The organism is Phytopseudomonas punonensis (assembly GCF_900142655.1).
GTDB lineage: Bacteria > Pseudomonadota > Gammaproteobacteria > Pseudomonadales > Pseudomonadaceae > Aquipseudomonas > Aquipseudomonas punonensis.
This window is the reverse complement of the sequence record NZ_FRBQ01000001.1, coordinates 1,418,306-1,440,939: the sequence shown is the minus strand read 5'-3', so window position 1 is coordinate 1,440,939 and position 22,634 is coordinate 1,418,306. Positions and strand designations below refer to the sequence as shown.

21 protein-coding genes and 1 riboswitch are annotated in these 22,634 nt (G+C 65.5%); of the genes, 11 read left to right on the top strand and 10 right to left on the bottom strand.

The window, feature by feature from the left end; translation table 11 throughout:
- Positions 1 to 81: 81 nt before the first annotated feature.
- The 4 genes from BUC40_RS06500 to cbiE all read right to left on the bottom strand — a co-directional run bounded on the left by BUC40_RS06500 (position 82) and on the right by cbiE (position 4,711).
- On the bottom strand, positions 82 to 1,830 hold the full coding sequence (locus BUC40_RS06500) for a sensor histidine kinase (protein WP_073263732.1): 1,749 nt from the start codon (positions 1,828 to 1,830) through the stop codon (positions 82 to 84).
- 170 nt (positions 1,831 to 2,000) lie between these two features.
- Positions 2,001 to 2,711 (bottom strand): (2Fe-2S) ferredoxin domain-containing protein, encoded by a 711-nt coding sequence (locus BUC40_RS06495; RefSeq protein ID WP_073263729.1) that lies wholly within the window; start codon positions 2,709 to 2,711, stop codon positions 2,001 to 2,003.
- A 72-nt stretch (positions 2,712 to 2,783) separates the two neighbouring features.
- Entirely contained in the window at positions 2,784 to 3,509 is a 726-nt protein-coding gene (locus tag BUC40_RS06490) for a cobalt-precorrin-6A reductase (RefSeq protein WP_073263727.1), read from the bottom strand.
- A complete protein-coding gene (cbiE, locus tag BUC40_RS06485; protein ID WP_073263921.1) occupies positions 3,506 to 4,711 on the bottom strand; it encodes a precorrin-6y C5,15-methyltransferase (decarboxylating) subunit CbiE in 1,206 nt (401 codons plus the stop codon). Before cbiE ends, BUC40_RS06490 begins: the two co-directional genes overlap by 4 nt.
- A gap of 240 nt (positions 4,712 to 4,951) precedes the next feature.
- A riboswitch (cobalamin riboswitch) is annotated at positions 4,952 to 5,301 on the top strand.
- A 96-nt stretch (positions 5,302 to 5,397) separates the two neighbouring features.
- Here cbiE and cobG point away from each other — a divergent pair.
- The 6 genes from cobG (at position 5,398) to BUC40_RS06455 (ending at position 10,830) form a co-directional block, all read left to right on the top strand.
- Positions 5,398 to 6,753 carry a precorrin-3B synthase gene (gene cobG, locus BUC40_RS06480; RefSeq protein WP_073263725.1) on the top strand — a complete coding sequence of 452 codons (1,356 nt, stop codon included), beginning with the start codon at positions 5,398 to 5,400 and terminating at the stop codon, positions 6,751 to 6,753.
- On the top strand, positions 6,750 to 7,382 hold the full coding sequence (locus tag BUC40_RS06475) for a precorrin-8X methylmutase (protein WP_073263723.1): 633 nt from the start codon (positions 6,750 to 6,752) through the stop codon (positions 7,380 to 7,382). Before cobG ends, BUC40_RS06475 begins: the two co-directional genes overlap by 4 nt.
- 8 nt (positions 7,383 to 7,390) lie before the next feature.
- The gene (locus BUC40_RS06470; protein WP_073263919.1) at positions 7,391 to 8,143 is read left to right on the top strand and encodes a precorrin-2 C(20)-methyltransferase; all 753 of its coding nucleotides are present in this window, start codon (positions 7,391 to 7,393) and stop codon (positions 8,141 to 8,143) included.
- Between the two features lie 37 nt (positions 8,144 to 8,180).
- Positions 8,181 to 9,839: a precorrin-3B C(17)-methyltransferase gene (gene cobJ / locus BUC40_RS06465; RefSeq protein WP_073263721.1), complete on the top strand. Its 1,659-nt coding sequence runs from the start codon at positions 8,181 to 8,183 to the stop codon at positions 9,837 to 9,839.
- Between the two features lie 13 nt (positions 9,840 to 9,852).
- A complete protein-coding gene (locus BUC40_RS06460) occupies positions 9,853 to 10,182 on the top strand; it encodes a low molecular weight protein tyrosine phosphatase family protein (protein WP_073263719.1) in 330 nt (109 codons plus the stop codon).
- A gap of 126 nt (positions 10,183 to 10,308) precedes the next feature.
- Positions 10,309 to 10,830 (top strand): hypothetical protein, encoded by a 522-nt coding sequence (locus BUC40_RS06455; protein ID WP_073263717.1) that lies wholly within the window; start codon positions 10,309 to 10,311, stop codon positions 10,828 to 10,830.
- Here BUC40_RS06455 and BUC40_RS06450 read toward each other — a convergent pair.
- The 3 genes from BUC40_RS06450 to hemF all read right to left on the bottom strand — a co-directional run bounded on the left by BUC40_RS06450 (position 10,823) and on the right by hemF (position 13,762).
- Complete coding sequence (locus BUC40_RS06450; RefSeq protein ID WP_073263917.1) at positions 10,823 to 11,827, bottom strand: Ldh family oxidoreductase; 1,005 nt, start codon at positions 11,825 to 11,827, stop codon at positions 10,823 to 10,825. The genes BUC40_RS06455 and BUC40_RS06450 overlap by 8 nt on opposite strands.
- Before the next feature lie 128 nt (positions 11,828 to 11,955).
- Positions 11,956 to 12,780, bottom strand: coding sequence for a shikimate dehydrogenase (aroE, locus tag BUC40_RS06445; protein ID WP_073263715.1), 825 nt, complete (start codon positions 12,778 to 12,780; stop codon positions 11,956 to 11,958).
- A 58-nt stretch (positions 12,781 to 12,838) separates the two neighbouring features.
- The gene (hemF, locus tag BUC40_RS06440; protein WP_073263714.1) at positions 12,839 to 13,762 is read right to left on the bottom strand and encodes an oxygen-dependent coproporphyrinogen oxidase; all 924 of its coding nucleotides are present in this window, start codon (positions 13,760 to 13,762) and stop codon (positions 12,839 to 12,841) included.
- 172 nt (positions 13,763 to 13,934) lie between these two features.
- Here hemF and BUC40_RS06435 point away from each other — a divergent pair, with 172 nt between their 5' ends.
- Positions 13,935 to 14,912: an NADPH:quinone reductase gene (locus BUC40_RS06435; RefSeq protein ID WP_073263712.1), complete on the top strand. Its 978-nt coding sequence runs from the start codon at positions 13,935 to 13,937 to the stop codon at positions 14,910 to 14,912.
- A 568-nt stretch (positions 14,913 to 15,480) separates the two neighbouring features.
- Here the strand turns inward: BUC40_RS06435 and tsaC are convergent.
- The 3 genes from tsaC to BUC40_RS06420 form a co-directional block, all read right to left on the bottom strand.
- The gene (tsaC, locus tag BUC40_RS06430; RefSeq protein ID WP_073263710.1) at positions 15,481 to 16,038 is read right to left on the bottom strand and encodes an L-threonylcarbamoyladenylate synthase type 1 TsaC; all 558 of its coding nucleotides are present in this window, start codon (positions 16,036 to 16,038) and stop codon (positions 15,481 to 15,483) included.
- A 35-nt stretch (positions 16,039 to 16,073) separates the two neighbouring features.
- A complete protein-coding gene (gene dprA / locus BUC40_RS06425) occupies positions 16,074 to 17,174 on the bottom strand; it encodes a DNA-processing protein DprA (RefSeq protein WP_073263708.1) in 1,101 nt (366 codons plus the stop codon).
- A 68-nt stretch (positions 17,175 to 17,242) separates the two neighbouring features.
- A complete protein-coding gene (locus tag BUC40_RS06420; RefSeq protein WP_073263706.1) occupies positions 17,243 to 18,268 on the bottom strand; it encodes a LysM peptidoglycan-binding domain-containing protein in 1,026 nt (341 codons plus the stop codon).
- A 152-nt stretch (positions 18,269 to 18,420) separates the two neighbouring features.
- Between BUC40_RS06420 and def the strand changes: the two genes are divergently transcribed.
- From def to trkA, 4 genes are all read left to right on the top strand, one after another.
- Positions 18,421 to 18,927, top strand: coding sequence for a peptide deformylase (def, locus tag BUC40_RS06415; protein WP_073263704.1), 507 nt, complete (start codon positions 18,421 to 18,423; stop codon positions 18,925 to 18,927).
- Between the two features lie 71 nt (positions 18,928 to 18,998).
- On the top strand, positions 18,999 to 19,940 hold the full coding sequence (gene fmt / locus BUC40_RS06410; RefSeq protein WP_073263702.1) for a methionyl-tRNA formyltransferase: 942 nt from the start codon (positions 18,999 to 19,001) through the stop codon (positions 19,938 to 19,940).
- Positions 19,937 to 21,253, top strand: coding sequence for a 16S rRNA (cytosine(967)-C(5))-methyltransferase RsmB (rsmB, locus tag BUC40_RS06405; protein ID WP_073263700.1), 1,317 nt, complete (start codon positions 19,937 to 19,939; stop codon positions 21,251 to 21,253). The genes fmt and rsmB overlap by 4 nt, the downstream gene beginning before the upstream one ends.
- Complete coding sequence (gene trkA / locus BUC40_RS06400; RefSeq protein WP_073263698.1) at positions 21,250 to 22,623, top strand: Trk system potassium transporter TrkA; 1,374 nt, start codon at positions 21,250 to 21,252, stop codon at positions 22,621 to 22,623. The genes rsmB and trkA overlap by 4 nt, the downstream gene beginning before the upstream one ends.
- Positions 22,624 to 22,634: the final 11 nt, after the last annotated feature.

The following is a 22,634-nucleotide window of genomic DNA, read 5'->3' as shown; positions in this document are numbered from 1 at the left end:
CTGGCTCATCGCCGCAGTGTAACGCCATGGCCGCACCCGTGTGGCAGCGGGCTGCCGTGCCATGCTCGAACGCGCCTGCAATCATTCATGCTTGGGCAACCGCAGGGTGAAGACCGCCCCAGTGGCGCTGTTGGCAGCCTCCAGGTTGCCGCCCAGATCGCGCACGATCCCATAGGAAATCGCCAGCCCGAGGCCCAGGCCCTCGCCCACCGGTTTAGTGGTGAAGAATGGCTCGAACACGCGGCCCAGGTTCGCTTCGGAGATACCGCCGCCGCTGTCGCTGATACGCATCACGCACTGCTCGTCCTCAACGTCTATCTGCACACCAAGCCTCCGCGTGGGGCGGTCGAGCATCGCATCCAGGGCGTTGTTGAGCAGATTGAGGATCACCTGCTCCAGGCGAATGGCATCGCCACATACCCAGGCTTCGCTGCGCACTTCGCGCACCAGCTCGACCTGTTCGCTGCGCAGCCGCGGCGCCAGCAGCAACAGTGCCTGCTCCAGCACGTCGCTGAGCAACAGCCGCTCACTGAGCCCGGCCGGGCTCTTGCGGGCGAAGGTTTTCAGATGGCCGGTAAGGCTGGCCATGCGCTGCAGCAGACCGTCGATGCGTACCAGCCCAATGCGTACATCACGCTCACGGCCGTTGTCGAGCAACAGGCCAAGGCTGCTCAGGTGCATCTGGATGGCTGTCAGGGGCTGGTTGATCTCATGGGCCATGGCCGCCGACATCTGCCCCAACGCCGCCATTTTTGCCGCATGCACCAGGCCCTCCTGGGCCTCGCGAAGTTCGGCGGTACGCAGCGTCACCTCACGCTCGAGGTTTTCCCGGATACTGGCCTGCAGCCGCTGGTTCTTGCGGCGCTGGAGCAGGAACAGCACCAGAAACACCAACGTCAGCCATATACCGGCTGCCGCCAGGCGATAGCTGCGAGCGGTGTCGCCGAGGCTGTCTTCTTCGATCAGCAGGTGCAGCGTCCAGGCCTCGCTGGCCAGATCCTGGCGTTGCCACAGGTAGCTGTGTCGGCCATCAGGGCCATCGATGATCATCCAGTCGGCATCACCATCGAAACTGCGGCCCGGCTGCTTGGCCAGTCGCTCAAGGGGGCGCTCCGCATACTTGCGCACCTCCACCAGCTCGGCCTGATCCAGCGCGTCGAGCTCTTCCAGCGCCCGGAACCGCCAGGCCGGGCGGCTGCTGAGAATCACCACGCCATAGCTGTCGGCCACCAGCAGTACGCCGGGCTGGCCAACCCATTCACGCTGCAATTCCTCGAGTTCGAGCTTGACCACCAGCACGCCGATTACCGCGCCGTTGTCGTCGTACACCGCGTGGGAGAGGAAATAACCCGGCACCCCGGTGGTGACCCCGACCGCGAAATAACGGCCTGACGTGCGATGCAGGGCATCCTGGAAGTAAGGACGAAAACTGTAATTGTTGCCAACGAAACTGCTCCACTCGTTCCAGTTGCTGGCCGCCAGGGTCAGCCCCTGCCGGTCGATCAGGTACAGCACGCTGGCACCTGCAGCGGCGTTGAGCAGTTCGAAGCGGCGGTTGAGCTTGTCGCGCAACTGCGGGTCATCCGGCGAATGCAGGAGCGCCTGGATGTCGCTGTCCATCGCCAGCAGCTGCGGCACCGAGCGAAAGCGATCGACCAGGGTCTGAATCGATTGTGCATACAGCTGCAGTTGACCGTGGGCCTCGCTGCTGCGATCCGCCCAGGCGCGCTGTTCGGCATACCGGCTGGCCAACCACAGGCTGGCAGCCAGACCGATGGCGATCAGCAGTACGATGGCGACGGTGCGATAACGCAGAAACAGGGCGGTCATGCATGACTCGAATTCTTATGATGCCGGCATGTTAGCCCGAAACGCGTGCAGGTCGAGTGAGGGATACCGCATGTGCCTTGGGTAGCCTGGGTTAGCCGCAGGCGTAACCCGGGGGCGGACTCGGATAGTCGACCTGCCACGGGTGTCGCTGCGCTCGAACCAGGCTACGGCTACGGGCGCGACATCATCAGCTCGGGTACTGGGCGGCCAGCGACCAGTTGCTCGTCGACCAGGCGGATCACGTCTTCTTCGCTACGCACCTGGTACCAATGGCCCGGTGGATAAACCGTCAGGGTCGGGCCCTGGTCGCAGGGGAACTGGCACTGCGTACGGGTTATATGCACACCGCCTTCGCACTCCAGCTTGCCAGCTGCCTTGACCTTTTCGCGCAGTATTTTCCACAGCGGCAGCGCGCCACGGCGGGTGCAGCGCGGGCCGTTGCAGAGCAATACGCGGTGCTGGTGAGTGGGAATCTTCGACCAGGCGTGGCTGCCGGGCAGCGCCGGCACATCGACGCAGCTCAGGTGCAGTTCAGGGCGCTCGATCAGCGCACAGGCGGCTGCAGCGGCATCGGCATCGAGCTGGCCGAACAGGCTGGTGACGAATACCCACTCGGGATCGGTCTTGGCCGCTAGCTCGCTGCGCAGCCAATCGACGTGCTGACTGCTGCTCTGCGGCTCCAGGTCGATCACCAGGCAGCTACCGTTGCCCTCGCCCATGCGCTGCCAGAGGCCGTCGTAACCTGCGCCGGTGTCGACGATATCGGCCAGCGACGCCGCGCCGCGCAGCTCGACCAGGCGGGCACGAAACAACTCGGCGAACGAGCCGTCGAGCAGGTCCGGGCCAGCGAATAGCAACTGGGCATAGGGCGTGGCAGTCATGGTCGGGCTCCGCAAAAAGTGCGGCAGTTTAACAGCGTCGTGACGAACAGCGTTTCGCTACGGGCAAGGGCCTTAAACGCCAAGCTCCAGCAACGCCTGCCAGAGCGCTTCGGGCTCGCAGAACTCGCGATCCACCGCGGGCAACGCCGGCCGCTGCAGTACCAGCACTGGCACGCCGCGTTCGCGGGCGACCTGCAGCTTGTGCTCGGTGGCCGCGCTGCCGCTGTTCTTGCTGACCAGCACGTCGCAGTTCAGCCGCTCGAACAACGCGCGTTCGTCCTCGAGGCTGAACGGCCCGCGCGCACCGATCACTTCGGCGCGCTCGCCCGCCGGCTGGCCTTGCAGGCAGCGCACCGTCCAATGCTGGTGGGCAGGAATCTCGTGCAAGTGCTCCAACGGCTCACGACCCAGGGTGAACAGCGGCCGCTGGAAATCGCTCAGCGCGGCGATCAGTGACGGCCAGTCGAACACCTCGCGCCAGTCATCACCCGGTGACGCCGTCCAGCCCGGACGCCGCAGCGCCCAGCAGGCCACGCCGGCCTGCTGCGCAGCGCGTGCCGCGTTACGGCTGATCTGCGCTGCGTAGGGATGCGTGGCGTCGACCAGCAGCGTAATGCCTTCCCTGTGGATAAAGTCGGCCAGCCCCTCGGAACCGCCAAAGCCGCCGACGCGCACCCGGCAGCTCAGATCCTCCGGCACCTTGCCCAGCCCGGCGAGGCTGTAGATATGCCTTGGGCCGAGCCGGCGGGCGAGATTCAGTGCCTCACCGATGCCGCCGAGCACGAGGATGCGGCTCATCGCGGCTTATGGACGTCGAGCAGGGTGATCGGCAGGGCGCCGCGCCAGGTATCGAAGCCGCCCAGGGGTTTGGCCTGGGCCACTTCGATGCGGGTCAACTCGCCGCCCTGCTCGCCACGAAAGGCGATCAGCGCCGCCTCGCTCTGCAATGTCACGGCGTTGGCGACCAGCCGGCCGCCGGGCTTGAGCGCCTGCCAGCAAGCTTGCAGCACGCCTGGCGCGGTAACGCCGCCACCGATGAAGATCGCATCCGGCGCGGCCAGTCCCTCCAGTGCCTCGGGCGCCCGCCCAGCCACCAGCTGCAAGCCGGGCACACCGAGCGCATCACGGTTGTGGGCGATATGCGCTTGCCGCCCCTCATCGGCCTCGATGGCGATGGCGCGGCAGCTGGGGTGCGCGCGCAGCCATTCGATGCCGATGGAGCCGCAACCGGCGCCGACATCCCAGAGCAGCTCGCCGGGCGATGGTGCCAGGCGCGACAAGGTGACCGCGCGCACGTCGCGCTTGGTCAGCTGGCCGTCGTGGCGGTAGGCATCGTCCGGCAGGCCGGGCGTCAGCGGCAGGCGCCGGGCCTCATCGCCAGCCAGGCAGTCGATGGCCACCAGGTTGAGATCCGCCGCACGGGCCAGCGACCAGCCTTCGGCCAGCCCGTCGATGCGCCGCTCATGCTCGCCACCCAGGTGCTCGAAGACGCTTAGCCGGCTGGGGCCGAAGCCACGTTCACGGAGCAACTCGGCGATGGCTGCCGGGCTGTCACCGTCGTTGCTCAGCACCAGCAGACGCGTGCCAGGGTGAATGTGCGCGTTGAGGGCGGCCAGCGGACGAGCAACCAGAGACACCACCGGTGTGCTCTGCAGCGGCCAACCCAGCCGCGCCGCTGCCAGGGAAACGGACGACGGCGCAGGCAGAATGCGCAGTTCCTCGCTCGGCAACTCGCGGGCCAGGCTGGCGCCAACGCCAAAGAACATCGGGTCGCCGCTGGCCAATACACAGACCGACATGCCGCGCTGTGCGAGCACTGGCGCCAGGGAAAATGGCTTCGGCCACTCCAGCCGTGTGGCACGAATGCAGTGCGGCAATAGCGCGAGCTGGCGCTCGCTGCCAAACACCTGTTCGGCCGCCAGCAATGCATGCCGCGCTACCTTGCCGAGGCCAGGGTAGCCGTCCTCACCAATGCCCACGACGGTCAGCCAGGGTGTCATCTGCGTATCCTCACCAATCAAAAACTGCCCACTCAACCGGATGTCACGCATCGGATCGTTCCTCACGTAGAGGCGTCGAACCGTCCGCATGGGAATGCCGCTCAGGACGCTCCGCGTCCGCTGCTGAACCTGTGTGCCTGGCGGACAAAAACAGCGTTGTCCACCCGACTCAGACCCGCGATCCGTAGGGCATGGCTGCCATCCGACGACACGGCTTTTCATCCCGACGGGCAAAGCGGGCATAATAGCGCCTCTGTCGGTGCCCAGCGGCTACATGTGAGCAAATGCGGGCCTAAGAGGGAACACGAGAAAAGCGGTTCAATAGCTAGCGAGCTAGAGTCCTGCAAGGCAGAACGTGGCGAGGAAGCGGAGTGTACTTCTGTACATGAGCAGTCCGACCGGGCTGGCGCTCCAGTCAGGTTCTAACGCAGCAGGACCGACGCGCAGCAGCTATTGGGCAGCTTTTCCGCCGTGGCTGCCCCCGCAACTGTAGCAGCGAGCGCCTTGCCAATCGCCACTGGGAAACCGGGAAGGCCGGCCAGGCGCGATGACCTGCGAGCCAGGAGACCTGCCGACCGATTCAGTCGCATGAGCCCACACCGGGCGGGGTGTCCCGGTGATAGAAGCTGACCCTTCTCTGGCCTATCCTCGAACGGATGCCCATGTGACCCGACCCCGGTGATCCGTTGAAACAGGCTTTTTGCATTCCATCCCCTGCTGTTCGCCCCTCGGCTTGTCCGGGGTTGCTGCGTATCGTGCAAGCGAAGGATGGTGGCATCTGTAGGATCAAGCTGCCTTGCGGGCGCCTTGAGGCCGAGCAGGCCGAACGCATTGCCAGGGCAGCTCAACGCCATGCCAATGGCGTGATCGAAGCCACCAACCGCGGCAATCTGCAGATTCGCGGTATCCGTGCGGGTAGTGAAGACGCGCTGATAACCGAGCTGCTGGACGCCGGCCTGGGCCCGCGCTCGCCCGGCGCCGATGACGTGCGCAACCTGATGGTCAGCCCGGCCGCTGGCGTCGACACGGAGGCGCTTGTGGATATCTCACCACTGGCCGCGCAACTGCTGACGACCCTGGAGAACACGCCGCGCCTGCATACCCTGTCGCCGAAGTTCGCCCTGCTGCTCGACGGCGGCGAGCGTCTGGCGATGCTCGAACACCCCCACGATATCTGGCTCAGCGCTCTGCCCGTGGAAGATGGGATCGGCTACGCCTTCGGCCTCGCCGGTTGCCCGCCCGTTTCTGCGGGGGATGCACCCGCGCTCGCCGTGGTGCCGCAAGCCCTGGCTCATAAGCTGGTGATTGCCTTGCTCGACCTGTTCCTGGAGCTGGCCACGCCCGAGCAGACGCGCATGCGCCATCTGCTGGAAAATCATTCGCCTGCCGACCTGCTGCAGCGCCTGCAGGAGCGACTGGGAGATGCGCTGCTGCCGGCAGGCGAGTGGCGCCGTGCCCCGGCGCAAGGCAATGCCCATCTTGGCGTCCATGCCCAGCGCCAGCCGGGCCTAGTGCATATCGGCGCCGCCACCGTGCTCGGTCGGTTGGCTGCCGAACAGCTACTCGACCTGGCGGATCTCGCCCGCCGTTATGGCGATGCCAGCATCCGACTGACGCCCTGGCAGAGCGTGCTGCTGCCCAATATTGGCGAGGCCGCTGCCGATTCAGTTATCCACAGCCTGCACGGGCTAGGCCTGCTGACCGATGCCAGCGCGCCGCTGGCGCGGATCATTGCGTGTACCGGCGCCAGCGGATGCGCCAAAGGGTTGGCCGACACCAAGGCCGATGCCCTGCGCCTGGCCGAGCTGCTGCCCGATGGCAGCGAGCAGCCAGGCATTCACCTCACGGGCTGCAGCCGCTCCTGCGCCGCCGCCCACCGCGCGCCCTTCACCTTGCTGGCCGTGGCCGAGGGTCGTTACGACCTGTTCGCCCGCCAGCCCCTCGGCAGCGGCTTCGGCCAGTTGCTTGGCCACCACCTGACACCTGACGACGCCGCCGAACTGCTGGCCTCGCTCACCGCTACCCGGAGTTTCACCCGATGACCGATTACATCCGCGATGGTCAGGAGATCTATCGCAATTCCTTCGCCATCATCCGTGCCGAAGCCGACCTGAGCGGCATTCCGGCTGATCTGGAGAAGCTCGCGGTGCGGGTCATCCACGCCTGCGGCATGGTCGATGTGGTGCAGGATCTGCGTTTCTCACCCGGCGCCGGCACGGCCGGGCGTGAAGCGCTGGCCAGGGGCGCGGCGATTCTCTGCGACGCCCGTATGGTCGCCGAGGGCGTCACCCGGGCACGCCTGCAGGTCGGTAACCCAGTGATCTGCACCCTCAACGATGCTGGCGTGCCGGAGCTGGCCAAGCAGCTCGGCAACACCCGCTCGGCGGTGGCGCTGGAGCACTGGCGCGAACACCTGGAAGGCTCGGTGGTGGTGATCGGCAATGCGCCGACCGCGCTGTTCTACCTGCTCGATATGCTCGCGGCGGGCGCGCCCAAGCCAGCGCTGATCCTCGGCTTCCCGGTCGGTTTCGTCGGCGCCGCCGAATCCAAGGATCTGCTCGCCGCCACCTACGCCGAACACGGCGTGCCCTACGTGATCGTCCAGGGCCGCCGCGGCGGCAGTGCCATGGCTGCCGCGGCGATCAACGCCCTGGCCACGGAGGTCGAGTGATGACCGGTATGAACCGCCCCGGCAAAGGCCGCCTGCTCGGCCTGGGCGTAGGCCCGGGCGACCCGGAGCTGATCACCCTCAAGGCCCTGCGCCTGCTCAAGTCGGCGCCGGTGGTCGGCTACTTCGTGGCCAAGGCCAAGGCCAACGTCGGCCAGGGCGGCAACGCCTTCGGCATCATCGAGGCACACCTGGACGACAGCCAGCAGCGCCTGCCGCTGGTCTACCCGGTGACCACCGAAAAGCTCGAGCCGCCGCTGACCTACGAAGGCGTGATCAGCGACTTCTACGACACCTGCGCGGTGCAGATCGCCGAGCACCTGGATGCCGGTCGTGACGTGGCGGTGATCTGCGAGGGCGACCCGTTCTTCTACGGCTCCTACATGTACCTGCACGACCGCCTGGCCGAGCGCTACCAGGCCGAGGTGATTCCCGGGGTGTGCTCGATGCTCGGCAGCGCCGCGGTGCTCGGCGTGCCGCTGGTGTACCGCAACCAGAGCCTGTCGGTGCTTTCCGGCGTGCTGCCCGAGGACGAGCTGCGCGAGCGTCTGCAGGGCGCCGAAGCCGCCGTGGTGATGAAGCTCGGCCGCAACTTCGAGAAAGTGCGCCGCGTGCTGCAGAGCCTGGGCCTGCACGACCGCGCCCATTACGTGGAGCGCGCGACCATGGCCAACCAGCGCATCGTGCCGCTCGATGAAGTCGAGCCGATGGCCTCGCCGTATTTTTCGATGATCGTGGTGCCGGGCGAAAAGTGGCGTGGCTGAGCCGCGCCCTCTCCTGCACGTTGAATCTGGAATCCCAATGACTGTTTCCCCCGCCATCGTCATCCTCGGCCCCTCCGCGCTGGCCACTGCCCGGCGCATCCAGGCACTTTATCCACAGGCCGTTATCCATGGCCTGAACGGGCGAGTCGAGGTCGATCAGGCCTATGACGACTTCGGCGACACCCTGCGCAGCCTGTACCGCAGCGACACGCCGATCATCGCCCTGTGCGCCGCCGGTATCGTGATCCGCAGCCTGGCGCCGCTGCTCGCCAACAAGGGCGCCGAGCCGCCGGTGCTGGCCGTGGCCGAAGACGGCAGTGCCGTGGTGCCGCTGCTCGGCGGCCTCGGTGGGGTCAACCGTATGGCGCGGGAAATCGCCGCTGCGCTGCAGGTCAGCGCGGCGATCACCACCAGCGGCGAACTGCGTTTCGGCACCTGCCTGCTCGACCCGCCGAGCGGCTACATGCTGGCCGATATCGAGCAAGGCAAACGCTTCGTCTCCGACCTGCTCGGCGGCGAAAACCTGCGCATCGACGGTGACGCGCCATGGCTGGACCAGAGCAAGCTGCCGATGGCCGAGAATGCCGGGCGCACCCTGCGTATCACCACCGAGCAACGCACAAGCCCGCCGGACGAACTGCTGATTCATCCACGCACGCTGCTGGCCGTGGTCGACGAGGTGGACAACCTTGCCGCGCGAATCGGCCAGGCGTTCGAACAGGCAGGCCTGGCACAGAAATCCCTCGCCGCCCTGCTCGCGCCGCAAACGCTGATGGGCGACAGGCAGTTGGCTCAGGTGGCGGCCGATCTCGCCGTGCCGCTACGCTTTATCGGCGCTGACGATGTACTGCCGCCGCAGGTGAAGTGCGGCGAAAACCTGCAGCTGCTAAAGGCCGCGTCTCCCGAAGCTGCGCAAACCATCGGCCGCCCACGTGGGCGCCTGAGCGTGATCGGCCTGGGCCCCGGCGCCGCCGAGCATATGACCCCAGCCGTGCGTCGCGCCCTGGATGAAGCCCAGGATCTGCTCGGCTACGAGACCTATGTGCGCATGGCCGAGCCGCTGCGCGATGATCAGGTGCGCCATTGCAGCGACAACCGCGAGGAACTGCAGCGCGCCCGTCACGCCTTCGAGCTGGCTGCAAGCGGCCGCCGCGTGGTGGTGATTTCCTCCGGCGACCCCGGCGTATTCGCCATGGCCGCGGCGGTGCTGGAGGCTCTCGAAGAGACCGCAGCACCCGTCGAGTGGCACGCCGTCGAGCTGCAAGTGCTGCCCGGCGTCTCCGCGGCCCTGGCCACCGCTGCCAAGGCAGGGGCGCCGCTGGGCCACGATTTCTGCCTGATCTCCCTATCGGACAACCTCAAGCCCTGGGCGGTGATCGAAAACCGCCTCGACCACGCCGGCGTGGCCGACCTCGCCATGGCCTTCTACAACCCGATCTCCAAAGCTCGCCCCTGGCAGCTCGGCCGCGCCCTGGACATCGTCCGCACGCATCGCACGCCCGATACCGTGGTGGTGCTCGGCCGCGATATCGGCCGCCCCGCCGAGGCTCTGCGCGTGCTCAGCCTCGGCGAGCTGACGCCGGAGATGGTCGACATGCGCACCCTGGTGATCATCGGTTCCAGCCAGACGCGGCGCTTCCCGCGTGGCGACGGCGGCGAATGGGTGTACACGCCGCGCAGTTATCCACAGCAGTGAACGAGCACCGGCCATGACCAACGTTCTGTTCATCTGCAGCCGCAACCAGTGGCGCAGCCCAACTGCCGAGACGGTTTGGCGCAAGCAGCCAGGGCTCAGCGTGCGCTCGGCGGGCACCAGCCCGAAGGCACGCCGAACGGTAAACGCCAGCGATATTCAGTGGGCCGATGTGGTGATCGTCATGGAGCACAAGCACAAGAGCCGGCTGATGGCAGACTTCAACCGGCTGCTGACTCACAAGCCGCTGCACGTGCTGGATATTCCAGACGAGTACCGCTACATGGACGCAGAGCTGATAGAAATTCTTGAGCAAAGCGTCGCTGCCTGCCTTGCTCTGGACTGACTAAAGCCCCAGCCCCAAACGCCTTTACACCACCTTTACATCTGCCTGACGGCACCTTGCACAAGCGCTCCGATAATTGATGCTGCCCCGCCATCTGGCGGGTCATCGCCTTCTCTGGAGCCCATGATGAACGCAAGTCTCCCCCGTTCCGCCATCGCTGCACTGTTGCTCGCAACGCTTTCCCTGAATGCGCTGGCGGGGCCCGGCGGGCCAAGTGGTGGCCCTGGAGGCCCAGGTGTATATCACGGGCACGGCGGCCCAGGGCCAGGCTGGGGCGGCCCGGGCCCACGTCATGGCCATGGTCTGCCGGAATCCGCCCGTGAACTGTGGATTGGCAGCGCGCTGTACTTCGTGGCGGCAGGCACCTACTACATGTGGAACGCCGACCGCCGACAGTACATCGTGGTCGAGGCTCCGCCGGTAGCCGTGGCGGCACCTGCGGCCAACTACAATGTGATCGCCTATCCGGCCCGCGGCCAGAACGCCGACCTGCAGGCCCGCGACCGCTACGAATGCCACAGTTGGGCTGTCAGCCAGAGCGGGTTCGATCCGGCTACCGCAGTCAGTGCGCCGGCCGCCAGCGCCACCGACTACTATCGCCGCGCACTGGGCGCCTGCCTGAGCGGGCGCGGCTACAGCATCAACTGAGCAGTGCCTTGAGGTCGTCGTAGAGCGCCTGGGGAATCTGCACGCCGTCGACAAGGCTGCGCTCACGGGCGTCGTAGCGGCGCTGCGAAGGCAGCCGCGCGCCCTGCCCTTCGATGCCGTCAAACAGCGCCTCCGCCCGCGCCAGGTGCTCGTCGGCCGCGGCGCCAAGAAAGCGTTGCGGGTCGAGGACGATGATCAGCTCGCCGTGGTACGGCGACGACTTGCTGCCAGCGTCGTAGGCCAGCGACTCGGCACTGGTCAGGTCGCCGATCAGCGGCCCGGCGATCAACTCCACCATGGCCGCCAGCGCCGAGCCCTTGTGTCCACCAAAGGTCAGCATGGCGCCGTTCATCACCGCTTCGGCACTGGTGCTGGGCTGGCCGCTGGCATCGATGCCCCAGCCTTCGGGAATCGGCTTGCCGGCGCGGCGGTGCAGCTCGATGTCACCACGGGCGATGGCGCTGGTGGCGAAGTCGAAGATGAACGGATGCTTGCCGGCACGCGGCCAGCCGAAGGCGATGGGGTTGGTGCCGAAGATCGGTTTGCTGCCGCCGGCCGGCGCCACCCAGGCATGGCTAGGGTTGCAGGCCAGGGCGACGAGACCGAGCGCGGTGAGCTGTTCGATCTCCACCCACAATGCGGAAAAGTGCACACAGCGGTTGATCGCCAGGGCCGCGATGCCGTTGGCCCTGGCCTTGTCGGCCAGTACCGGCAACCCCGCCTGAAAGGCCAGTTGCGAGAAGCCGCCACGGGCATCCACACGCACGATCGACGGCGCCTGGTCGATCACCTCGGGCTCGGCGTCGGCGACCACCTTGCCGGCCTTCAGCGAACCGACGCAGCCCAACACGCGGTACAGCCCATGGGAGGCGCAGCCATCGCGCTCGCCGGCTACCACGGTGACGGTCACCGCTTGGGCCTGCGCTTCGCTGAAACCGGCATGGCGCAGGATGGACAGGGACAAATTGCGGGCTTCGTCCAGGGTCAGTCGAATCATCATGGGGCTCCTGTGGCGGCGATAAGGTCAGTGGCGGATGCCGACCTTATACACTGGCGTGGCGACCTATTGGCTTGATCGCTTTACTCCACGGCGATGACGAATTCGGCACAGCCCTGCAGGCGAGATCAGCCGGCTGCCAGTTGCCGGCGCAGTTCGGCGAGCACCGGCGCGCTGTCAGGGCGTTCGCCACGCCACAGATGGAAGGCTTCCACCGCCTGCTCGACCAGCATGCCAAGACCATCGAGGGTCCGCGCAGCTCCCTGCTCTGCCGCCCAGCGGTTGAACGCCGTGGGGCCGGCGCCGTACATCATGTCGTAGCAGCTGGTGTGACCGGGCTGGATGAGGCTGGCGGCAATAGGCGGCAGCTCGCCGGCCAGGCTGGCCGAAGTGCCGTTGATGATCAGGTCCACCGGCGCGTCGATCCAGTCGAAACCGCTGGCCACCACCGGGCCGAGGTCGGCGAACTGGCGGGCCAGCCTCTCGGCCTTGTCCACGGTGCGGTTGGCGATCACCAGGGCTTGCGGTTGCTGAGCCAGGAAGGGTTCGAGAATGCCGCGCACCGCGCCACCGGCGCCAAGCAGCAGGATGCGCTTGCCACGCAGCTCGATGCCGGCATTCACGGTCAGATCACGCACCAGGCCGGCGCCGTCCGTGTTGTCACCGAGCAGGCTGCCGTCGTCGAGTTTTTTCAGGGTATTCACCGCACCGGCGCGGCGGGCGCGCTCGGTGAGGCTGTCGGCCAGTGCGAAGGCCTGCTCCTTGAACGGCACTGTGACGTTACCGCCGAGGCCTTCGGCGAAGAAGGCGCGAGCATAACCGTCGAAATCGTCCAGCGGCGCCAGCAGCGCTTCGTAGCTCAGCTGCTGGCCAGTCTGTTCAGCGAACAGCCGGTGGATCAGCGGCGACTTGCTGTGACCGATGGGGTTGCCGAATACACCGTAGCGATCCATGAACATTTCCGCGCGTAAAAGCCAAAGGCGGCAAGCCTGAAGCTTTTGCCGCCGCGCTTCAAGCCTCGGGCTGCAGGCCGAGCCAATCGCGGTCGGTGAGGAAGTATTCGGTCAGGCGCGCTTCCTCGCTGCCCGGCTGCGGCTTCCAGTCGTAGCCCCAGCGCACCTGGGGCGGCAGCGACATGAGGATCGACTCGGTACGCCCGCCCGACTGCAGGCCGAACAGGGTGCCGCGGTCGAAAACCAGGTTGAATTCCACGTAGCGGCCGCGGCGGTACTCCTGGAACTCACGCTGCGCCGGGGTGTAGGGCGTGGCCTTGCGGCGCTGCACGATGGGCAGGTAGGCGTCGATGTAGGCATCGCCGATGGCGCGAATGAACGCGAAGCAGGTGTCGAAACCCCACTCGTTGAGGTCGTCGAAGAATAGGCCGCCAATGCCGCGCGGTTCACCGCGATGCTTGAGGTGGAAGTAACGGTCGCACCAGGCCTTGTAGCGCGGGTAGACATCGGTACCGAACGGCGCACAGGCCTGCTCGGCGACGCGGTGCCAGTGCACGCAGTCCTCTTCATTGCCGTAGTAGGGCGTGAGGTCGAAGCCGCCACCGAACCACCACACCGGCTCCTCGCCTTCCTTCTCGGCGCTGAAGAAGCGCACGTTGGCGTGGGAAGTCGGCACGTGCGGGTTATGCGGGTGAATCACCAGCGATACGCCAAGGGCCTGGAAGCCGCGCCCGGCCAACTCGGGACGATGGGCGCTGGCCGAGGGCGGCAGGTTCTCGCCAAACACGTGAGAGAAGTTGACGCCGCCCTTCTCGATCACCGCACCATCACCGATCACCCGCGTACGCCCGCCGCCACCACCGGGACGCTGCCAGGCGTCTTCGGCGAAGCTGGCCTGGCCATCCTCGCGTTGCAGCGCGGCACAGATACGGTCTTGCAGGTCGAGCAGGTAGGCTTTTACGGCCTCGGTCTGGTCACTCACGGGCTTACCCTGGTTACGGCGAAATCGGCGGCTAGCATAGCACCGGGCATCCAGGCTCCGCAGTTGACGCGGGTCAACGGGAGGTGCGACGTTCAGCCGCTCACGGAAAACGCACCCAACGCCCCGGTGGATTCGGGGTCTACTGCATTCACCTTCAAGCAGGAGCAAGACGATGGCCAAACGCATCCAGTTCAGCCGCCACGGTGGCCCCGAGGTTCTCGAATACGTCGACTACCAACCCGCCGCTCCCGGCCCGCACGAGGTGCGTGTGCACAACCAGGCCATCGGCCTCAACTTCATCGACACCTACTTCCGCAGCGGCCTGTACGCCCCGCCGTCCTTGCCATCAAGCCTGGGCACCGAAGGCGCAGGCTTCGTCGACGCCATCGGCTCGGAAGTCAAAGGCCTGCAGGTCGGTGACCGCGTCGCCTACGCCACCGGCCCGCTGGGCGGCTACAGCGAGCTGCACGTGCTGCCGGCCGACAAGCTGGTCAAATTGCCCGATGCGATCAGCTTCGAGCAGGCCGCTGCGGTGATGCTCAAGGGCCTGACCGTCCAGTACCTGCTGCGCCAGACCGCCGAACTGAAGAGCGGCGACATCATCCTGTTCCATGCGGCCGCAGGCGGCGTCGGCTCGTTCGCCTGCCAGTGGGCCAAGGCGCTGGGCGTCAAACTGATCGGCACCGTGAGTTCGGCGAAAAAGGCCGAATACGCCCTGCAGCAAGGCGCCTGGGCAACTATCGACTACAGCCACGAAAACGTCGCCCAGCGCGTGCTGGAACTGACCGACGGCAAGAAGTGCCCGGTGGTCTACGACGGCGTCGGTAAGGACACCTGGGAAACCTCGCTCGATTGCGTGGCGCCCCGCGGCCTGCTGGTCAGCTTCGGCAATGCCTCGGGCGCGGTAACCGGCGTCAACCTCGGCATCCTGTCGCAAAAGGGCTCGCTGTACGTCACCCGCCCGACCCTGGCGGGCTACGCCAACACCCCGGAAAACCTGCAGAAGATGGCCGATGAACTGTTCGGCATGATCGCCAAGGGCAAGCTCAGCGTGGAAATCGCCGGGCGCTACCCACTGAGCGAAGCCGCCACCGCCCAAACCCTGCTCAGCGAACGCAAGACCACGGGCTCGACGATTCTGTTGCCGTAAGCCGGGGCCCTATCCGCTGCCTTTCGTGTTTACCTAGCGCGAAAGGCGGCGGGATTTTTAGGGCCAATACGTTGCAATGGTGGATCGGTGAAGCGGGATCCACCCTACGGTTGCTTTCGTTTTGTAGAGATTTGCCTCTATCGGCCGGCAGGTGGCGGGTGCGGCCCTTCGGCCACTTTGCCTTTTTGGTGCTTTTCATGCCAAAAAATTAGCAGGCGACACCAATCGCCCCTTCAGGAAGCCGAACGGAATCGTTGTGGAGAGGGTTGAGCGGCATGGATGCCGCGAGAGCCGCGATGGGCCAGGGATGGCCCTTCGCGGCGTGCCCTCGGAGCAATGATGGAGTGAGGGAACCCCAGCGAAGCTGGGGCCGTATGTCGGGGCTAGACCTTTTGGTTTCTTTTGGGGCGATGCCAAAAGAAACCCGCTCGTCAGAGCGGAACCGGACGTATGAGCAACGCGATAATGCTGGCAAACCATAGCTCACGCATCGCATGTGAGGCGTAAAGAGCTCGCGGCTAAAGCCGCTCCTACGCAACCGCCGAGTGGCTGCTTTTGCCATCAAGCATCACGCCGGCCGCCGCACATCACCAGTCACCAGATCCCTTATCACGCTCGGATTACGCCGCCCGCCCAGAGCGCCGCCCAGCACCGCATCCAATTGCCTTGGGAAATACTGCTCAACACGTAGTCGAGACTTCGCAGACGGTCGACCGGCAGGGTTGGCCGAAGTCGACACCAACGGTCCCGTCAGCGCACAGAGTTCACGCACCCGAGGGTGATCGCTGACCCGCAGCGCCACGCTGTCGTGCTCGCCGGTAATCCACTGCGGCAGACGATCCTGATGCGGCACCAGCCAGGTATTCGGGCCAGGCCAGGTGCTGGCCAGGCGGTCCTGCCAGATCTCGGGCAGGTCTTCGAGCAGGAAGTCGAACTGGAGAATGGTGTCGGCGACCAGAATCAGCCCTTTGTGCATGGGCCGCTCCTTGAGTGCCAGCAGGCGGTCGACGGCCATTTCATCCCATGGATCGCAACCCAGGCCCCAGACCGCCTCGGTCGGATAGGCGATCACACCACCGGCACGTACCACCCGCGCGGCCTGCTGAACCTGCCAACTGGTAACCATGCCCACCTCCGCCGAAAAACACTGGCCGCAGTGTATTACGGCTTGCGGCCCACCCAAAGCCCGGCTTCGCAGACGACCAGGCCGTCCAGCTCCAACTCGGTCAACGCCGCCAATACCTCGGGCAGTGGCCAGCCAGCGGCGTGAGCTAGGGCTTCGCTGCTGTGCGGCGCGGCGTACAACAGCGCCAGCAATGGATGGGTAGCGCCAGGCTGCGGCGCACTCGCCTGCTCGGCAAGAGGCGCCTGCTGCCAGCCACGCAGGGCCTCGAGAATATGCTCAATGCTCTCCACCAGCGTGGCGCCATCGCGAATCAACTGATGGCAGCCCTTGGCCCCAGGATGATGAATGGAGCCAGGAATCGCATACACCTCACGGCCCTGCTCGGCGGCTAGGCGTGCGGTGATCAGCGAGCCACTCGACGGGCTGGCTTCGACCACCAACACGCCCAATGAGAGACCCGAAATGATTCGATTGCGCCGGGGAAAGTTGCTGGCCTGGGGCGGGCTGTCCAGTGGCAATTCCGACACCAAAGCTCCGCCGCGCTCGACGATGTCTTGCGCCAAGCGCTTGTGACGCGCCGGGTACAAGCACTGCAGTCCAGTACCGAGCACCGCCACGGTATGCCCATCGGCGTCCAAAGCGCCCTGATGCGCAGCCCCGTCGATACCGAGGGCCAGCCCACTGGTGATCACGAAGCCTCCACGCGCCAGGCTGCGGGCAAAGCTGTGTGCGGTATCCAGGCCCGGCTTGGAAGCACGGCGGCTGCCGACCATGGCCAACTGCGGGCGCTCGAGAAGCGTCGGGTCACCCGCCACGAATAGCAGTGGCGGCGCATCGGGAATCTCTGCGAGCAAGCCGGGGTAAATCGGCTCGTCCCACATCACCAGTTGCTGGCCGGGCGCCTGCAACCATTCGAGGGCCAGCCGTGCCCGTTCACGTATTTCAGGACTGCGCCGCGCTTCACTGCAAGCAAGCGGCAAACCGAGCGAGCGCCAGGCGCCAGCGGGCGCACTCAGAGCAGCCGAAGCGCTATCGAAGGCGCTGAGCAATTTACGGAAACGCTTCGGCCCCAACTCCGGCAGACAATGCAGACGCAGGCGGGCTTCGAGTTCGGCGGGGGAATGGGAGGTCGACATGGCGGATCATCCTTGATCATGAGCCTTATCGAATAGCACAAGCCCCGCATCGGCGGGGCTTGTAGGTGTTACGGATTGCGTACCTTGTCCATTACCGCCAACTGCCGCGTGGCGTTGAGGATCATGCCGTAGCTGAGCTTGTCGTACGTGCGGAACACCATCAGCAGGCCGGCGCGTTCGTCCGGAATCTTCACCGACTCACCGGTAACCCGGTCGCGTACGGTTTCGCCGGTCTTGTAGACCGCCAGCACGTTGCCGATCTCCAGGCCGTCACGAGCGCCCTTGTTCAGGGTAACCACGTCGAACTGACCGATCTGGCTGACGCCACGCGGAACATCGAGGATCAGGCCCTTGATCTCGGTCTTCGGTTCGCTCGGCATGAAGGAGGAGTTGATCGCGCGCTCTTCGGTGGGGAACAAGCGGTCGCCGTTGCGCACTTCCTGAGTGGTGCGGGTCAGGTTGAGGGTACCAACGCCCTCCTCCTCGGCGACGATTTCGCCACCGCCGATGTCGTCAGCGTTGATGCCGAGGAATTCCTTGGTATCCGGGTCGGTGTAAGTCTTGCCCTGACGGAAGATGCCGTACACCGGAGCGTTCGGATCGAAACTGCCGCGAGCGTAGACACGATCGCCCGCGCCGCTGACTACGCGCTCGGCATTGCCGGCCACGATATAAGGCGCGCCCTGGAATGCTTCCGGAGAATCGACGATGCGGTTCTTCAGCAGGAAGCTGTTGATCGCCTCCAGCGGAATGGTCGGAATGGCTTCGGCCATCGGCGTGCTGCGCACCTTCGGCGACAGCTTGATGGTGCCGCGCGAATCGCCGCGGCCCAGCACCAGGCGCGGCTGGCCATCGATATAGACCAGGCTCAGCACATCGCCGGGATAGATCAGATGAGGGTTCTGTACCTGGGGATTGGCGTGCCAGATTTCCGGCCATTTCCAGGGCTGACGCAGGAACTTGCCGGAAATATCCCAGAGGGTATCGCCCTTCACGACCGTGTAACGGTCGGGGTGGCCTTCCTTGAGCTGCACCTCGGCAAGCGCCAGGCCGCTCGCCGCGACCAGCAGCAGGGCGAGTAGTGATTTCCTCATGCGGTGAATCCCTTTATGATGTGCCTTCGCGTGAAGCGCCCTAGCGCTGCGACAGAGCCCAGTAAATCCGCGGCTTGACGCCGTTTTTGAATACTGTCGTCATCTTAGCAGCGGATTTTGAATTTATTCCACAAGTGCATCACAAACGTATTATGGCGATTTTAAACATTCTCGAATTTCCCGATCCGCGCCTGCGGACCATCGCCAAGCCGGTGGACGTGGTCGATGACGCTTTGCGTCAGCTGATCGACGACATGTTCGAAACCATGTACGACGCCCCCGGGATCGGCCTCGCCGCTACCCAGGTGAATGTGCACAAGCGCGTAGTGGTGATGGACCTGTCGGAAGACAAGAGCGAGCCGCTGGTTTTCATCAACCCGCAATTCGAATCGCTCACCGAAGAAATGGATCAGTACCAGGAAGGCTGCCTGTCGGTGCCCGGCTTCTACGAGAACGTCGACCGCCCGCAGAAAGTGAAGATCAACGCCCTGGATCGTGACGGCAAGCCGTTCGAAATGATCGCCGAGGGCCTGCTCGCCGTGTGCATCCAGCACGAGTGCGACCACCTCAACGGCAAGCTGTTCGTCGACTACCTGTCCACGCTCAAGCGCGACCGCATCAAGAAGAAGCTGGAAAAGCAGCACCGCCAGCAGGCCTGATCGGGCCTCCAACAAAGGCTTGCCGCGGCAAGCCTTTTGTTTTTTCCAGCACCCAGTCAAAGCGAGATCCCATGACCGAAGCTCTGCGTATCGTATTCGCCGGCACCCCGGAATTCGCCGCCGCCCACCTCAAGGCCCTGCTCGACACGCCGCACCAGATCGTCGCGGTGTACACCCAGCCGGATCGCCCGGCGGGCCGTGGTCAGAAGCTGATGCCCAGCCCAGTCAAGCAGCTCGCCCTGAACAACGCTATTCCCGTCATGCAGCCGCCGAGCCTCAAGGATGCCGCAGCGCAAGCCGAGCTGGCGGCGCTAAAGCCGGATCTGCTGGTGGTGGTCGCCTATGGCTTGATCCTGCCGCAAGTGGTGCTGGATATCCCGCGCTTCGGTTGCATCAACAGCCACGCCTCGCTGCTGCCGCGCTGGCGCGGTGCGGCGCCGATCCAGCGTGCCGTGCAGGCCGGTGATGCCGAGAGCGGCGTGACCGTGATGCAGATGGAAGCCGGCCTGGACACCGGGCCGATGTTGCTCAAGGTGCGCACGCCGATCACTGCCGAAGACACCGGCGGTAGCCTGCACGACCGCCTCGCCGAGCTAGGCCCGCCTGCGGTAATCGAAGCCATCGCCGGCCTCGCTAGCGGCACGCTGATGGGCGAAGTGCAGGACGATGCACAGGCCAGCTACGCCCACAAGCTCAACAAGGATGAGGCCCGCATCGACTGGAGTCGGCCGGCCATTGATCTGGAGCGCTTGATCCGCGCGTTCAATCCCTGGCCGATCTGCCACAGCACGCTGAACGACGCGCCGCTCAAGGTATTGGCTGGCTGTATCGGTGAAGGCCAGGGCCAGCCCGGCGAAATTCTCGCCGCCAGCAAGGACGGCCTGACCGTCGCCTGCGGCACTGGCGCCCTGCTGCTCACCCGCCTGCAATTGCCCGGCGGCAAGGCGCTGAACTTCAGCGATCTGTACAACAGCCGCCGCGAGCAGTTCGCCGTCGGCACGGTGCTGGCATGAACCCCAGGCTGGCAGCAGCTCGCGCCCTGGCGGCGGTGCTCGAAGGCAAGGCGTCGCTGGGCACCAGCCTGCCGCCACTGCTCGACAAGGTCGAGGCCCGCGACCGCGGCCTCGCCCAGGATCTGGCCTTTGGCGCCGCCCGCTGGCAACCGCGCCTGGCGCTGATCGCCGAAAAACTGCTGCGCAAGCCCTTCAGGGATGGCGACCGCGACCTCGAAGCGCTGCTGCTGGTCGGCCTCTACCAGCTATTCTACACCCGTATTCCCGCTCACGCGGCGATCGGCGAGACGGTCGGCTGCGTCGACAAATTGAAAAAGACGTCAGCCAAGGGCCTGCTCAATGCCGTGCTGCGCAATGCCCAGCGCGACACCGACAGCATCCTCGCCGAACTGGACCGCGACCCGGTGCTGCACACCGCCCACCCGCGCTGGCTGCAGAAGCAGCTCAAGGCCTTCTGGCCCGAGCAGTGGCAGGCCATTTGCGCCGCCAACAATGCCCATCCGCCGCTGATCCTGCGGGTCAACCGCCGCCATGGCAGCCGCGATGACTATCTGGCGCGACTGCGTCAGGTCGGCTTCGACGCCGAGCCCTGCACCTTCAGCCGCGACGGCATTCGCCTCTTGCAGGCCTGCGACGTGACGCTGCTGCCAGGCTTCGCCGAGGGCCACGTCAGCGTGCAGGACGAAGCCGCGCAACTGGCCGCCGAGCTGCTGCAACTGGCGCCCGGCCAGCGTGTGCTCGACGCCTGCGCAGCGCCCGGCGGCAAGACCTGCCATTTGCTGGAAGCCGAGCCGGGCTTGAGCGAAGTGGTCGCCGTGGACTTGGAAGCCAAGCGCCTGCTGCGCGTGCGCGAGAACCTCGACCGCCTGGGCCTGGATGCCAAATTGATCGCAGCCGATGGCCGCGATACGGCCGCCTGGTGGGACGGCAAGCCGTTCCAGCGCATCCTGCTCGATGCACCCTGCTCGGCCACCGGCGTGATTCGCCGCCATCCAGACATCAAGCTAACCCGCAAGGCCGATGACATTCCGGCGCTGGCCACGCTGCAAGGCGAGCTGCTCGACGCCATGTGGTCGGCCCTCGAGGTTGGCGGCATCCTGCTCTACGCCACATGTTCGACATTGCCGACAGAAAATACCGAGGTCATCGGCGCGTTTCTCGAACGCACGCCGGGCGCCCGCGAGCTGGATATCACTGGCCCGTTCGGCCTCAAGCAACCCCACGGCCGCCAGCTGCTCGCCCAGCAGGACGGCCACGATGGCTTCTACTACGCCAAACTGATCAAGATCGCAGCCGTTGGAGCAACCCGATGAAGATCATCATCCTCGGCGCCGGCCAGGTCGGCGGCACCCTGGCCGAACACCTAGCCAGCGAAGCCAACGACATCACCGTGGTGGACACCGACGGTGATCGTCTGCGTGCCCTGAGTGATCGCCTGGACATCCGCACCGTACAGGGCAAGGGCTCGTTCCCGACCGTGCTGCGCCAAGCCGGCGCCGACGATGCCGACATGCTGGTGGCGGTGACCAACAGCGACGAAGTCAACATGATCGCCTGCCAGGTGGCCTATACCCTCTATCACACGCCGACCAAGATCGCCCGGGTGCGCGAGCCGGCCTACCTGACCCGCAGCGGCCTGTTCGACAACGAAGCCATCCCCATCGACGTGCTGATCAGCCCCGAGCAGGTGGTGACCAACTATATCAAGCGCCTGATCGAATACCCCGGCGCCCTGCAGGTGATCGACTTCGCTGACGGCAAAGCCCAGCTGGTGGCAGTCAAGGCCTACTACGGCGGGCCGCTGGTCGGCCAGCAACTGCGTCAATTGCGCGAGCACATGCCCAAGGTCGATACCCGGGTGGCGGCGATCTTTCGCCGCGACCGGGCCATCATGCCCCAGGGCGATACGGTGATCGAAGCCGATGACGAAGTGTTCTTCATCGCCGCCAAGGGCGATATCCGCGCGGTAATGAGCGAGATGCGCCGCCTGGAGGAAGGCTACAAACGCGTGGTGATCGCCGGGGGCGGCAACATTGGCGAGCGCCTCGCCGAGGCCATCGAAAGCCGCTACCAGGTGAAAATCATCGAGATGAATCCGGCCCGCTGCCGCTACCTCTCGGAAAGCCTGGAAAGTACCATCGTGCTGCACGGCAGCTCATCCGATCGCGACCTGTTGGTGGAAGAGAACATCAAGGATGCCGACATCTTCCTGGCCCTGACCAACGACGACGAAGCCAACATCATGTCCTCGCTGCTGGCCAAACGCCTAGGCGCGCGCAAGGTAATGACGCTGATCAACAACCCGGCCTACGTCGACCTGATCCAGGGCGGCGAGATCGACATCGCCATCAGCCCGCAGCTGGCGACCATCGGCAGCCTGCTGACCCACGTGCGCCGCGGCGATATCGAAAGCGTGCACTCGCTACGCCGCGGCGCCGCCGAAGCCCTAGAAGTGATCGCCCACGGCGATACGCGCTCGAGCAAGGTGGTCGGCAAGGCGATCAAGGATATATCCCTACCACCCGGCACCAGCATCGGCGCAATTATTCGCAATGAAGAAGTGCTGATCGCCCATGACGTGACGGTGATCGAGTCCGGCGACCACGTGATCCTGTTCCTGATGGACAAGAAGCATATTCGCGATGTCGAGCGGCTGTTCCAGGTCGGCCTGACCTTCTTCTAAGGAGCCCTGAC